This window comes from Albidovulum sediminicola (assembly GCF_025751575.1).
Lineage (GTDB): Bacteria > Pseudomonadota > Alphaproteobacteria > Rhodobacterales > Rhodobacteraceae > Albidovulum > Albidovulum sediminicola.
On the sequence record NZ_JAOWLA010000013.1, the window covers coordinates 125,185 to 138,945 of the forward strand.

General features: G+C 66.2%; 11 protein-coding genes and 1 pseudogene. 3 read left to right on the forward strand and 9 right to left on the reverse strand.

What is annotated here, in order from left to right:
- Nucleotides 1–213: 213 nt before the first annotated feature.
- The 3 genes from tcuB to OE647_RS14395 are packed head-to-tail and all read right to left on the reverse strand — an operon-like array spanning nt 214 to nt 3,360.
- Nucleotides 214–1,314 carry a tricarballylate utilization 4Fe-4S protein TcuB gene (gene tcuB / locus OE647_RS14385; RefSeq protein WP_263722446.1) on the reverse strand — a complete coding sequence of 367 codons (1,101 nt, stop codon included), beginning with the start codon at nt 1,312–1,314 and terminating at the stop codon, nt 214–216.
- Nucleotides 1,304–2,695 carry an FAD-dependent tricarballylate dehydrogenase TcuA gene (gene tcuA, locus OE647_RS14390; RefSeq protein ID WP_263722447.1) on the reverse strand — a complete coding sequence of 464 codons (1,392 nt, stop codon included), beginning with the start codon at nt 2,693–2,695 and terminating at the stop codon, nt 1,304–1,306. Before tcuA ends, tcuB begins: the two co-directional genes overlap by 11 nt.
- Nucleotides 2,692–3,360, reverse strand: coding sequence for a GntR family transcriptional regulator (locus OE647_RS14395; RefSeq protein ID WP_263722448.1), 669 nt, complete (start codon nt 3,358–3,360; stop codon nt 2,692–2,694). Before OE647_RS14395 ends, tcuA begins: the two co-directional genes overlap by 4 nt.
- A gap of 102 nt (nt 3,361–3,462) precedes the next feature.
- Between OE647_RS14395 and OE647_RS14400 the strand changes: the two genes are divergently transcribed.
- Nucleotides 3,463–4,485: an AbrB family transcriptional regulator gene (locus OE647_RS14400; RefSeq protein WP_263722457.1), complete on the forward strand. Its 1,023-nt coding sequence runs from the start codon at nt 3,463–3,465 to the stop codon at nt 4,483–4,485.
- On the opposite strand, the gene OE647_RS14405 is transcribed toward OE647_RS14400, so the two are convergent.
- From OE647_RS14405 to OE647_RS14425, 5 genes are all read right to left on the reverse strand, one after another.
- Entirely contained in the window at nt 4,463–5,431 is a 969-nt protein-coding gene (locus OE647_RS14405) for a D-2-hydroxyacid dehydrogenase family protein (protein WP_263722449.1), read from the reverse strand. The two genes, OE647_RS14400 and OE647_RS14405, sit on opposite strands and share 23 nt — an antisense overlap.
- Entirely contained in the window at nt 5,428–6,519 is a 1,092-nt protein-coding gene (locus OE647_RS14410) for a 4-oxalomesaconate tautomerase (protein WP_263722450.1), read from the reverse strand. The genes OE647_RS14405 and OE647_RS14410 overlap by 4 nt, the downstream gene beginning before the upstream one ends.
- A 2-nt stretch (nt 6,520–6,521) precedes the next feature.
- Nucleotides 6,522–7,571 (reverse strand): isocitrate/isopropylmalate dehydrogenase family protein, encoded by a 1,050-nt coding sequence (locus OE647_RS14415; protein ID WP_263722451.1) that lies wholly within the window; start codon nt 7,569–7,571, stop codon nt 6,522–6,524.
- A 12-nt stretch (nt 7,572–7,583) separates the two neighbouring features.
- Nucleotides 7,584–9,518: a tripartite tricarboxylate transporter permease gene (locus OE647_RS14420; RefSeq protein WP_412174960.1), complete on the reverse strand. Its 1,935-nt coding sequence runs from the start codon at nt 9,516–9,518 to the stop codon at nt 7,584–7,586.
- A 160-nt stretch (nt 9,519–9,678) separates the two neighbouring features.
- A complete protein-coding gene (locus tag OE647_RS14425; protein WP_263722458.1) occupies nt 9,679–10,782 on the reverse strand; it encodes a tripartite tricarboxylate transporter substrate-binding protein in 1,104 nt (367 codons plus the stop codon).
- Between the two features lie 152 nt (nt 10,783–10,934).
- On the opposite strand from OE647_RS14425, the gene OE647_RS14430 reads away from it, so the two are divergent.
- On the forward strand, nt 10,935–11,600 hold the full coding sequence (locus OE647_RS14430) for a response regulator transcription factor (protein WP_263722453.1): 666 nt from the start codon (nt 10,935–10,937) through the stop codon (nt 11,598–11,600).
- Nucleotides 11,600–12,967 carry a sensor histidine kinase gene (locus OE647_RS14435; protein WP_263722454.1) on the forward strand — a complete coding sequence of 456 codons (1,368 nt, stop codon included), beginning with the start codon at nt 11,600–11,602 and terminating at the stop codon, nt 12,965–12,967. Before OE647_RS14430 ends, OE647_RS14435 begins: the two co-directional genes overlap by 1 nt.
- 279 nt (nt 12,968–13,246) lie before the next feature.
- Here OE647_RS14435 and OE647_RS14440 read toward each other — a convergent pair.
- Nucleotides 13,247–13,591 (reverse strand): annotated as a pseudogene (locus OE647_RS14440) (transposase); the annotation flags it as partial.
- Nucleotides 13,592–13,761: the final 170 nt, after the last annotated feature.

Consider the following 13,761-nt stretch of genomic DNA (forward strand, 5'->3'; position numbering starts at 1 on the left):
CATTCTACGACGAAATCGAAAGTGACCGTGTTCTGGCGATCCGGCTCTTGCCCAGCTACTCTCGTAAGGTCTGCCTGTTCCACCACCGGCGAAAGCGCTCCGACCGGATCCTTGCGCTGGTCGAGGACGCGTTCATGACGTGCGCGCCGAACCTGCGAAGCTCAGGCATCTGGCAGACCTGACGCGCGGATGGGGACGTGGCCGGGCAGGGGGCTATTCGCCCCCTGCCGTCGGGGCGGGTTTGCCCGCCTCGGCCACCAGCGCGGCTAGGCGGTAGAAGCCATGCACCATCTTGGAAAAAGGCATCAGCAGGAACAGCACCATGACGGTCGCGAGGTGGACCGCCAGCAGCGGCATGACCAGCGAGGAGCCCGCCGCGCCGTAAAGCGCAAGCCCGCTCAGCGCCACCGCGCCCAGAAGCAGCACGAAGGCCATCTCTGCGCCCCAGACGCGCGCCGCGCCCAGGCTGCGGTCCGCGCGCAGCTTCAGCCAGGCCAGGCCCGCGGCGCCTGCCACCATCATCAACCCTCCCGGCACGCCCAGCAGCTTGGGCGGCGAGAGCAGGGGGTAGGGCGCCTCAAGCCCCAAGAGATAGTGCATCACCGTCGCAACCGTGGTCGCGGCGAAGCAGAGCAGGAAGCCGTACATCGTCAATTGGTGGTAGACCCGACGGCGATCGCTGAAACGGTCACCGCGTTCGAAGTTGCAGCCCTCACCATGACCGCCCGACAGGTTCTTCATGCGCAGGGCGCTGCCGAGGGCGCTCAGGACCTGGGCAAGCCGCACCCGCCCGCCGTCCACCTCGCGCCAGTAGTCGCGAACCGATACCGCGATCAGGACCAGGGGCAGCACGAAGGCCGGGACAAAGATCGCAACCAGTGTGTTGTGCGCGAGATAGGCATAGAAACCCGATCCCGCGTCGGGGCGCAGTACGCTCGCCGCCCAGAAGACCCAGGCCAGCACCACCACCAAGAGGCCCGCCATGGCGACGCCATGGGTCTGGAACACCCGCGCAAGGCGCTGCGGCCGCGCCAGCCGTTCCCAGCTTTCGACCCGCACTTCGGCCAGGATCGCGGGGATGTTCAGCGCGAATTCATGGGGCTCCGTATACTGGCAGGCATAGTAGCAGCCCCGGCAGTTGTGGCACAGGTTCGCCAGCTGGGTCAGGTCGCCGTCGGCAAAGGCCTTTTGCCGGGTCATCGCCGGAAACACGGCGCAGAACCCCTCGCAATAGCGGCAGGCATTGCAGATCTCGATCTGACGGCGGGCCTCTTCCGTCGCGGACAACAGGATCGGTGTGGTGTCAAGCGACATGGGCGGCGGCCTCCTTGCCTGCGATACGTCCAAACACGGTTCCGATGGTCATGCCGAAGCCGGCCAGGTAGCCTTGGCCAAGGATCGAGCCGGCCATGATCTCGCCCGCTGCCCACAGGTTCCGGATCGGGCCCTCTGCGCCATGGACCTGCGCGCGTGCGTCAACCTTCAATCCGAGATAGGTGAAGGTCACGCCGGGGCGCAGCTGATAGCCGTAATAGGGCGGGGTATCGAGCGGACGCGCCCAGTTGGTCTTGGGCACCTCCAGCCCCTCGGTGGCCAGCCCGTCAAGCTCGGTCGGATGGAACCGTCCGGGCCGGCAGGCGGCGTTGAAACCCTCCACCGTGCGGCGCACCGCCTTGGGGTCCAGGCCCAGCTTCGATGCCAGACCCTCGATCGTTTCGGCCGTCACCGGCGGGAACACCGAGGGCATGAACAGGTCGATCGACTTCGCGTCGATCAGCGCATAGCCCACCTGATCGGGCTGGGCGGCGACAAGGCGGCCCCAGATCGCGTAGCGCTTGGGCCAGACATCCTCGCCCTCGTCATAGAAGCGCTGGCCGTCGTTGTTCAGAACGATGGAAAAGGGCACGCAATCCAGCCGGGTGACGATCCCACCGTCGTATTTCGGCGCCCGCCCGTCGATCGCGACCGCATGGCATTGCGTCGGATCGCCGACCGAGGCGGCACCCTGATCCAGCATGTCGCGCAGCACGACACCGCGATTGTAGGGCGTGCCCCGGATCAGGAAGTTGCGCGCCGCAGGCCCCCAGGCGCGGGCGAGCCAGTCGATGTCGGCCTGAAATCCGCCCGAGGCCAGCACGAAAGCGCGGGCCTTGATGGTGCGGGGCCTGCCCTGAATCTCGGCTTCGACATGGCTGATACGGTCGCCCTGGCGGTGGACATGGGTCACCTGGGCTTCGTAGGCGACCTTCACGCCCAGATCCTCGGCCGTATTGTAATAGGCATTCACGAGCGCCTTGCCGCCACCGAGGAAGAAGGCATTGGTGCGCGACAGCGACAGCGTGCCCGAAAGCGACGGCTGGAATCGCACCCCATGGGCCTTCATCCAGGGCAGACAGTCTTCCGATGACCGGATCGCCAGCCGGGCCAGCCCTTCGTCGGTCTTGCCCTTGGTGACCAGCATCAGGTCTTGCAGATATTCCTCTTCCTCGTAGCACCCGGTCAAAGGGGAGGCCGGCCCCTTGTGCATGCAGCGGAAGTTCCGCGTGTGGCGGCTGTTTCCACCGCGATAGGCTATCGGCGCGCTTTCCAGAATGAGGACGCTGGCCCCGGCTTCGGCCGCCGTGATCGCGGCACAAAGCGCCGCATTCCCGCCGCCGACCACGACCAGATCGAATGTTTTGGGCCAGTCCGTCACGCTTCGTCCTCCAGCGGCAGTTCGCGGCTGCGCATGCCGCGGATACGGGCGGAAAGTGCCGCCTCGACATGCGCGCGCATCGCGGCTTCGGCCCGGGCCCCATCGCGCGCGACCAGCGCGCTCAGAACCGCCTCATGTTCCAGGACCGCCGCCTGGGCACGGGCGGGTTCGGCCAGGGTGGTAGGGCCAAGGATCAGGAGCGTCTTTTGCAGCGCGCTCATCGCCTTGATCAGGAAGCGGTTGCGCGCGGCCTCGATCAAGGTGCGGTGAAAGACGCGGTTGATCTCACGCGCCTGCGCGCCCGCCGATGTTTGGGCCAACTCGGCATTGAGGGCAGCCAGTTCGGCAAGCTCGATGTCAGAGGCCGCCCGCGCCGCCAGCCGCGCGGCTGTGCCTTCCAACACGGCGCGCATCTCGTAAAGCTCGACCACCTCGGCGTAATCAAGGCTGCGGATCGTCGCCCCCTGCCGCGGCAGGTGCGTTACCAGCCCGTCTGCCTCAAGCTGGCGGATTGCCTCGCGCACGGGGGTGCGGCTGATGCCCAGCCGCTCGGCCAGGTCGATTTCGCGCAGCCGCGCGCCGGGTGCGAGCGCCCCGCTGCGGATCTCCTCTAGCAGGCGCCGATAGGCGCCCTGGCCCTGCGGGATATCGGTGTCTTCAGCCATTCGGAGACTCACTTGCCATTATTGTGTCCACATGTATACATTTGCATACATGAGTGCACAAGGAGACTCGACGTGACCCTTATCCCAACGACGGGAACGACGATGCGGCGCCTCGTGACCTTGGCGCTTGCGCTGGCGGGCGTGGCGGTTTTCCACCTGCTGCGCCTGCCGCTGCCGTTCCTGTTCGGCCCCATGGCGGCCTGCCTGATCGCGGCGCTGGCCGGGGCGCGGCTGAAGGGGATGGGCACGATCTCGGTGCTGGCGCGCACGGTCCTGGGCGTTGCCGTCGGCGCCTCGATCACGCCCGAGGTCGTCGGGCGCATCCCGCAGATGGCCGGAAGCGTCGCGTTGATCCCGGTCTATGTCGTGCTGATCGGCCTTGTCGGGGTGCCGTTCTTCCGTCGCCTGGGCTACGACCCCGTCACGGCCTGGTACGCGGCAATGCCGGGCGGTCTTCAGGACATGGTCATCTTCGGCACCGAGGCCGGTGGTGACGGGCGGGCACTGGCGCTGATCCACGCGACGCGGGTGCTGGTCATCGTCACCCTTGCCCCGATGATCCTGACCGGGCTTTACGGTGCGGACCTGATCGGGGCCGTGGGCGCCCCGGCGCGCGATCTTCCGGTGACGGAACTGGCGCTGATGGCGGCGGCGGCGGTGATCGGCTGGAAAGGCGCCGAGCGGATCGGCCTCTTCGGAGCCTCGATCCTCGGGCCGATGATCGTGACCGCAGCGTTGTCGCTGGCGGGGCTGATCCATTCGCGCCCGCCGGCCGAGGCGATCTGGGCCGCGCAGGTCTTCATCGGTCTTGGCATCGGCGTGCAGTATGTCGGCGTCACGATGCGCGAATTGCGCAGCTTCATCCTGTCGGGGCTTGCCTTCGTGGTCCTGCTGGCGGCGCTGGCGGCGGTCTTCACCGAGATCGTCACGCTTAGCGGGCTTGCGCATCCGATCGAGGGGTTCCTGGCCTTCGCCCCCGGCGGGCAGGCGGAAATGACGGTGCTTGCGCTGGTCGCCGGGGCCGATCTGGGCTTCGTGATCCTTCACCACCTGACGCGGATCGTGGTGGTGATCATGGGGGCGCCGGTCGCGGCGCGGATCTTTACCCCCAGACCTCGGGGTTGATCATGTGGATCGGCGAGCCGGTGGCATAGGCGTTGACCTGGTCGAAGATGTCGCTGAACTGAAGGTCGAACTCGTCTTCGGTCACATAACCGATGTGCGGCGTCGGCAAGACGTTGGGATGGGTCAGTAAAAGGTTGTCCGTGTCGCGCTGGGGTTCGGTGTCAAAGACATCGACCGCCGCATGAATGCGCCCGCGCGCGATCTCCGCCTCAAGGACCGAAGGCGCGATCAGCCCGGAGCGGGAGGTGTTCACCAGCAGGCTTCGCGGGTGCATGGCCGCAAGATCGGCCGCGGTGATGATCCCCTTGGTTTCCGGTTTCAGGCGCACATGCAGGCTGACGATGTCGGAGGAGCCAAAGAACGCCTCGCGGCTCTCCGGGACGTTCTTGCCGTCGGCTCGGGCGCGGGCGCGCCCTGCCTCGGACCCCCACCACTGGACGCGCATCCCCAGTGCGGTGGCATAGGTCTCTACCGCCCGCGCGATCCGCCCGTATCCATAAAGGCCCAGCGTCCGCCCCCGCAGGGTCCGGCCGACCCCCATCTGCCAGTCCCCCCGACGGATCGACCCGACTTGCTCCGGTATCTGGCGAAAGCTGGCCAGCATCAGCGCCAGTGTCAGTTCCGCAGCGGCATAGGAGGGCGTATCGCTATGCATGTTCGAACAGAGCAGAACGCTGTTGCGGGTGCAGGCCGGCACATCGACATGCGGATAGACGCTGCGCTGGCTGATCAGCCGAAGGTTGGGCAGGCGGTCCAGCAGGTCCGCGCCGATGCGCGTGCGTTCGCGAAACAGCACCAGCGCTTCGGCGTCCCGCACCCTTTCCGCCAGGCGCGCCGGGTCGGGTTCGTGATCGGTCCAGACGGTGACCTCGTGGCCGCTCAGTTTCGCGAAACACGGAAGAGTTCGCAAAGTGTCGAACCAGTCGTCAAGGATGTGGACCTTCATTTGCCGCCCCAGATCGCCCTCGGCACCATGACCTCCCCGCGCGCCAGAAGCCGTGCCGTGCGCAAGAGCCCGGCTGACTTCAGGATGAAGCCTTCGGGGCCGATCTCGTAGTCGATGGTCACATCAATGACCCCTCCGGGGTGTTCGATCAAGACCAGAGCCGGCGCGCCTTCGGGTGCGGTGAAAAGCCCCTCGGCCACCGTGCCGGGGGTCAACACGCAAGAGGCCAGGCATTGCGCCCCGGTCACCGCCATGGTCGGGTGGCAGTTCCGCGGCATGAAATAGCGCGCCGTGATCGTGCCGCCGTCTCGCGGCGGGGCGAGCAGGGCAAACTTGGGCGTGACCGATTGCGACACGTCGCCCATCCCCATGCGCCGGCCCGCCTCTTGCCGGATCGGTTCCATCCGGGCGTAGAAGGCGCGGTTGGCGTCCAGTTCCTCGACCGTCTCATAGCCGGTCAGGCCAAAATCGGACGCACGCGCGATGGCGATGGGCATCGCCACGTCCATGCAGGTAATCTCGATCCCGTCGATCACATCGCGCAGGGTTCCTGTGGGCAAAAGGGATCCAGTCGCCGAGCCGACCACGTCCATGAAGTTCAGATAGATCGGCGCGGCGGTGCCCGGCACACCGTCGATCGCGGCCTCGCCCGCATAATCGACCTGCCCGCCGGGGGTGCGCACCACGGCCTCGACCTTGGCGCCGGTGTTGACCGACCGGATGCGGACGCGCGTGAGCTCTCCCTGCGGGGCGATCAGTCCCATCTCCAGCGCCGCAGGGCCGACGCCCGACAGGATGTTGCCACAGGTAGGCTTGAAATCGACCAGCCCGTCCTCGACGCTGACTTGCGCGAAGAAGTAGTCGATGTCGCAACCGTCGGTGCCCGAGCGTGACAGCATCGCGACCTTGGTCGTTACCGCCGCCCCGCCGCCGAGGCCGTCGATGTTCAGCTTGTGCCCCGAACCCAAGGCGGCGGCGAGCACGCGCGCAAGCGTCTCGCGGTCCTCGGGCAGGTCCTCGCGGCGGAAATAGGGGCCACGCGAGGTGCCGCCGCGCAGGAAGTGAAAGGGGATGGCGGTCTGGGTCATGGTCAAAACTCTCTGATCATTTCGGCCAGCCGCGCGCCGAAGGCGGCCGTGCCAAGCGCGCCGCCCAGGTCGGGGGTGCGGGTTTCGGGTCGGGAAAGCGCGGTATCCAGCGTGGTCTCGATCGCCTGCGCCGCTTCGGCTGCGCCCAGCTGGCGAAGCAGCATCGCCGCCGATCCGATCAGCGCGGCGGGATTGGCCCGGTCCTGCCCGGCGAGTTCCGGAGCCGAGCCGTGCTGCGCCTGCGCCACCGCCCGTTTCGTGCCGAGGTTGAGCGAGGCCGCAAGCCCCAGCCCGCCGGACAGCTCGGACGCCAGATCCGACAGGATGTCGCCGAACATGTTGGTCGCCAGCATCACGTCGAAGCGCGAGGGGTTGCGCACCAGATGCGCGGCGGCGGCATCGACCAGCACCTCCTCATGGGCGACCTGAGGATAACGTGCCGCGACCTTGCGCACCTCGGACAGGAAAAGCCCGTCGGATATCCGCAGAACATTGGCCTTGTGGATCGTTGTCACCCGCGCGCGCGGACGGGTCGCCGCAAGCGCGAAGGCTGCGCTGGCAATGCGCGCACTGCCGCGCGCGGTGATCTTGCGCATGGCAATGGCGACGTCGGGTTCAACCAGAAACTCGCCGGAGCCTGAGGCCATGTTGCGATCGGCATAGAACCCCTCAAGGTTCTCGCGCACGATCACCAGGTCGATCTCGGCTGTGACGGGCCGGGGCGTGCCGGGCCGCGACCGGGCGGGCCTGATATTGGCGTAAAGTTCAAGCTCGCGGCGCAGCACGCCCGAGGGGTTGAGCCCGCCTTCCGCGACCGGCGGATAGGCGTTGTGCGACACCGGGCCCAGGATCACGCCATCCGCCGCCCGCGCCGCCGCGATCACCGCGGGCGGGATCGTGGTGCCGTGTCTGGCGAGTGCGGCAAAGCCGATCTCGGCCCGGCGCAGCTTTAGCGGAAGGGCGAAGCGTGCAGCCGCCGCATTCAGAACCGAAAGGGTCGCCGCGGTGATCTCGGGGCCGATGCCATCGCCCTCAAGAACCAGAAGCTCCATCGTCCTGGCCCTTCAGCGGAAGGGCCAGGGCAGATCGAGCAGGTCCTGTAGCGCGCCCGAAGGGAAGTTCAGCGACAGCGCCCAGGCAAGCGTCAGGATGAAGCCGGCGGCCCCGGCGGTCATCAGGGCGACGGCCACCGGTCCGGCCTTGGCCCGGACGATGAGGAACACCGGGAAGAACGCCAGAAGGGCCGCATAGAAGCCGATCAGCGCGGTCAGCCCGACCAGCCCCCCGATCCAGAAAAGCCCACCCCAGAGCGTGCCGATACCGTCCTGTCCGACATGTTCGCCGGTCAACTCGCCATCGAAATGGGCGTGGTGCCCGGTCTTGCCGCGCACCAGTTGCGGGATCAGGACCAGCAGCATCGCCAGCCCCGCGATCGAGACCGACAGCGGAAACACCTTCCCAAGGAAATCGTGCTTGAGCGCGTCGGTCAGCGCGATGACGAGCAGCCCGGCCATCGCGACGGCAAAGCCGATCTGCGGCAGGTGTGCCTTGAGCGTGGGAACGTCGGGGGCGTCGTCCTGGTTCGGCACGACCTGGCCATGTTCGTCCACGCGATTGCGCAGCCCGAAGAAGACCGAGGCCAGCGTCATCAGCCCGATGATGATCACCCCGGGGCGGCCGAGGAACGACCAGCCATTGAACTGCAGCGCCTGGTAGAAATAGGTCTCGGCCTGAGGGGCCAGGACATAGCCGATCAGCAACGCCGGACGCGGCCAGCCGAAGCGCTTCATCAGCACACCGAGGACGCCCAGGGCCAGCAGCGCCACGAGGTCCGCGAGCGACCGCGTCGCCTGGAATGCGGCAAAGCAGATCAGCACGATCATGAAAGGCGCCAGGCGCTGGAACGGGATCTGCGTCAGACGCGAGATCGGGATGGCAAGCGCCAGGCAGATACCCGCGCCCATCACGTTGGCCAGCGCCAGCGACCAGATAACCGAATAGGTGATGTTCAGGTCCGCGCCGACCATCGAGGGACCCGGCTGGATGCCCAGAAGCACCATCCCGCCCAGGAACACCGCCATCGCGCCGGAGCCGGGAATGCCGAACAGCATCGTCGGCAGCAGGGCGCCGCCCTGCATCGCGTTGTTGGCGCTTTCGGGCGCGATGACGCCACGGATGTCACCCTGGCCGAATTGCGGGTCCTTCTTCACCGTCTGTACGGCATGGCCGTAGGCGATCCAGTCCACGACCGACCCGCCAAGGCCAGGTATCGCGCCGATGATGCAGCCCAGACCCGCGCAGCGCATGGACAGCCAGAGGTTGCGCCACCAGTCGCGAAACCCCTGGAACCAACCCGACCCCAGCGCATTGCCCGAAGCGATGGCCGAGTTCTTGCGCAGCAGGTCCGCGATCTCGGGGATTGCGAAGAAGCCAAGGCCGACGATGACCAGCGGAATGCCATCGTACAGGTATTCGAACCCGAAGATCATGCGAAACTCGCCCGTCGCGGGTGCGCCCCCGATCGAGCCGATGATCAGCCCCAGGCAGCACGCTGCCAGCCCCTTGGCAAGGCTGCGTCCTGCCAGCACCGCCACCATGGAAAGGCCGAAGAGCGCCAGCATGAACAGCTCGGCCGAGGCGAAGGACAGGATGATCGGCCGTGCCACGACCACGAAGCCGGTCAGCACGACCGCACCAAAAATCCCCCCCGCCATCGATGAGATGAAGGCCGCCGAAAGGGCGCGCGCCGCCTGCCCCTGCCGGGCAAGCGGAAATCCATCGAGTACCGTTGCTTGGCTTGCCGACGATCCGGGAATGCCCATCAGCACCGAGGAGAATGTGTCGGAGGTCGGGATCACGGCGACAAGGCCAATGAGCATCGCCAGTGCCGCGACTTCATCCATCCCATAAAGAAACGGCATGAGCAGCGACAAACCGGCAATACCGCCGAGCCCGGGGATCACGCCGATCACCAGGCCCACGGACACACCAATCAGCATGTAGAGCAGGTGATCGAAGGTCAGCAGGGCGCCAAGGGCGGACAAAAGGGTCTCGACCACGGTAGGAACCTCCCGTGTTGGTCGCCCGGTGGCGACGGGTCAGATTTTTGGGGGAAAGGTAGGCGGGCGCGGTCTGGTGCGCCCGCCGGATAGGCGATTGTTACTCGCCGAGCTTCACGCCGTATTGGTCCGCCAGCATGTCGACGACCTGCTTGCGCAGCTCAGGCGCGATGGTGGTGCCCTTTTCGAAGAGCGCCTGCGCCAGGGGACCGGTCACCTGCTCGTAGGTGCCGAGCACGGCTTCCGCGTTGGCCTGGTATTCGGGGTCGGCCTTCATGTCCTCGAACGCCTTCTGATAGGTGGCGACGATGTCGTCGGACGTATCCTTGGGCAGGAACACCATCTTCTGCGCCGGGAAACCTGCGGTGAAGAAGGCGAAATAGGCGTCGTAATCAGGGCCCGAGGGTGCGTTGCCGGTCAGCATCTGATAGGCTTCGGGGAAGGACGGCAGGTCCGGGAAGGTCGGATCGCGGACCACATCGCCCGCTTCGTTCAGAACGCCCCAGCTGAACAGCGGCACGGCCTGGCCCGCATCGACCAGCGGCTGCACGTTCTTGAGATAGGCCGACGAGGTCTGGTAGTCGATGTTGACCTCCCCGCGTTCGAAGGCAAGACGGCCATCGCCCCGACCCTTGAAGCCGAAGACATGCTGCACGTTGAAGCCCATCATGCGGAAGCCCAGCAGCGGCACGAGGTCAAGCGAGGTTGCGCCCTGGCTCGCGTAGACCAGGTCCTTGTCCTTGAGGTTCGCAATGTCTTCCGGCCCCTTCAGCCCAAGCTCGGGCGAGGAATAGACGACACCGCCGGTGGGGCTGGCCATTGCGATCTTCCAGTCCTTGTATTCATAGCGCACGCGCGGATCGCCCAGGAGGTAGGGGAACTGGGTCGAGCCCGAAGTGCCAAGGATGGTCAGCCCATCGGGCTTGGCGCGCGCGGCGAACAGGTTCGTGCCCTTGGTCGAGCCGCCACCCGGTTCGTTCACCACGACGACCACCGGGTTGCCCGGCAGGTATTTCGACAGCAGCGGCGCGTTGAATCGCGCCCAGGTATCCGATCCGCCACCGGCAGAGAACGGAATGATCCACTCGATCGTCTTGCCCGAGAAATCCGTTTCGGCGGCGGCGGGTCCCGCCAGGCCAAGCGCGACCGCCCCGGCCGCGATTTTGAGCGCCACGCGGCGCGTGATGGTGAAGGTGGTGTTCATCATGTCCTCCCAGGTTTCGCCAGCACGCCAGGCGCCCCTCCAGAGCGTCATGGCGCGTTGCCGTTCTTGATTTCTGCTCCCAAGACCGGCTTGATGGGGAACATAGCCGCTGTTCCTGTCCAGAAGCTGTCCGGAGCTCAAAAAGGCGTCTGATGCATATTATCCTGGTGGAAGATCACCTGAACCTTGCCAAAGGCATCGAGAATGCCTTGAAAGATCAAGGGCATGCAGTGGACCATCTGGATGATGGCTTGGCCGCTGACAGCTTCCTGACCGGAAATACCGCGGATGTGGCCGTCATCGACGTCAACCTGCCCGGACTGTCCGGGATCGAGATCATCCGCCGCCTGCGCGGGCGGGGCGACACCACGCCGGTTCTGATTCTGACCGCGCGGGGCAAGACCTCGGAGCGCGTTGAAGGTCTGGATGCCGGGGCCGACGACTACCTGGTCAAGCCCTTCGACATGGAGGAACTGGTGGCGCGACTGCGCGCGCTCGCGCGTCGCCTTCCGCGCGTCGCCCCGGTTTACGAGTCGGTCGGACAGCTGGTCTACGACCGGGAACAGCGCGTCGTCCAGGCCGACGGGCGCATCCTCGACCTGCCACGGCGGGAGCTAGCGCTTTTCGAGCTGCTGCTGGCCAATCGCGGCCGTCTTATCGCGAAGGACAGGATCGCCGACGCGCTTTATGGCACTGGCGCGCCGGTCGAGGGCAATGCGGTCGAGCTGCTGGTGTCACGGCTCCGGCGCAAGATCGACGGCAGCGGGGCAAAGATCCACACCGCGCGTGGGCTGGGCTACATGTTGGACGCCGATTGATGCTGGTCCGGCTATCGCTACGCGGCCGGCTGTTCGCGCTCCTGATGGTGCCGCTGATCGCGGTGGCGGCGGCGGCGTCCTTCGCGCGTTACGAGGCGGCGATCCAGCTTTCGCGCGAGCTTTACGACAACACCCTGCTGGCGGTCGCGCTGACGATCTCGCGCGATGTGGTGCTTTCGGAAGGTGATGTGCTGACGGAGACCCTGCTCGACGAACTGACCAAAGCCCTGGGCGACCCGGTCTATTACCGGATCACCGGGCCGGGCGGCAGCTTCGTGACCGGCTATTCCGACCCGCCCAACCTGCCGCCCGGGGCACAGATCGAGGGCGGGGAGCCTGTCTTCTTCGACAGCCGGTCGTCGGGGAGCCAGGTCCGCGCGGTGGTGCTGCGCGAGTTCATCAGCGAGCCGCAATTCGGCGGCTGGGTGACGGTCGAGGTCTGGCAGACGGTCTCCCAGCGTTCGGCCCTGTCGCGCGAGTTGGTGGCGCAGTCGATCCTCCTCCTGGGGTCGATGATCCTGACCGCCGCGCTGATCTTGTGGTTCGGTATCCAGCTGGGGTTGAAGCCGCTGCTGGATCTGCGAGAGGCGATTGGCCAGCGCAGCGCCGACGATCTGCGCCCGATCCGCCGCTGGGTGCCGCCCGAACTGCGCCCGCTCGTGCAGACGACGAACTCGCTCTTCTCGCGCCTCGCAAAGGCGTTCGCGCTGCGCGACGGCTTCATTTCGGACGCCGCGCACCAGATGCGCAATCCCGTCGCCGCCATCCAAAGCCAGGCCGAAGCCGCGATCAGCGCCCAGACCGAGGCGGAACTGCGCGCCCGTGTCGCCGGCCTGTTCGAGAGCGCGCGCGCGACAAGCCGCCTGACATCGCAGCTTCTGTCGCTGGAGCGGGTGCGCGGGCGCAGCCTCAAGGAATTCGTCCAGACGGTCGACCTCGTGACGCTGCTCCGCGACAAGGTGCGCGCCTTCGCCGAGGCGCAGCTTCGGCGCGATGTCGATGTGACCTTCAGCGTCACCGGGGCAGAGCGCCAGGTCGAATGTGACCCGGTGCTGGTCGAGGAGATGGTAACAAACCTGCTCGACAATGCCGCCAAATACGCGTTGCGCCCCGGCGGGCGGCTGGATGTATCCCTCGCCTTCTCGCCCGGTTCGGTTCTGATGCGCTTCGCGGACGATGGTCCCGGCATTCCCGAGGACATGCGCGCGCGCATCTTCGACCGCTTCTTCCGGCTGGACAACGACCAGTCCCGGGGCTGTGGGCTTGGACTTGCCATCGTCAGCGACGTGGCGCTGGCACATGATGGAACCGCGACGTGCACCTCCGAGGGGCAGGGCGCGATCTTCGAGGTCGTTTTGGCGCGGTAGGGCGACGGGATGGTCGCTAGCCGGTGTCTCCCATCGGCTTGGATGATGACACCGATCGCCGGTTCTTGGGGGTAGCAACATCGGTCAAACCGCTAACTCTCCAGCCACCCTGGCAACTGGCTGGCATACAATCAACCTTGCGGACCTGTGGGAAGGTGAAGTCGGCCTGCGTTGGAGGGGATCAGGTTTGCCAGGATTTGAGGCGCCTCGGATAGTGCCCCATGGCGTGGTGTAGCTGGCTCTGATCGTCACGGAGATGTCCGGCGTGAGCCTGCTTGATCAGGATGCCGCGGCGGGCAAGCTGATGGCGGGATCATCACCCATTGGTGCGATGGTTTCCAGTGTCATGTAGCGGGCGCGTTGGACGGCCCATTCATCATTTTGTTCCAGCAGCAACGCACCGACCAGGCGGACGATGGCGTCATCGTTCGCGAAGATACCGACGACGTCGGTGCGCCGCTTGATTTCGCCGTTCAGGCGTTCGATGGGGTTGGTCGAGTGCAACTTGGCGCGGTGTTCCTTGGGAAAGGACATGTAGGCCATCACGTCGTGTTCGGCCTCGTCCATCAGTGCCGCAAGCTTCGGCGCCTTGGGCCGGATCTGGTCGGCCACGGTGCGCCACTGGGTGCTGTCCGTCGTCAGAGTTTTTCGGAGAGCTGAGGCGCTTTTCTAGGCTCCCGACCCATTGATTTCAGGCTTTTGGCATGATTCAGGCTCCGCAAGGAGACCTGTTTAATGAGCAACCTATACTGGCTGTCGGAGGCGCAGATGAAGCGTCTGAAGCCGTTCCTGCC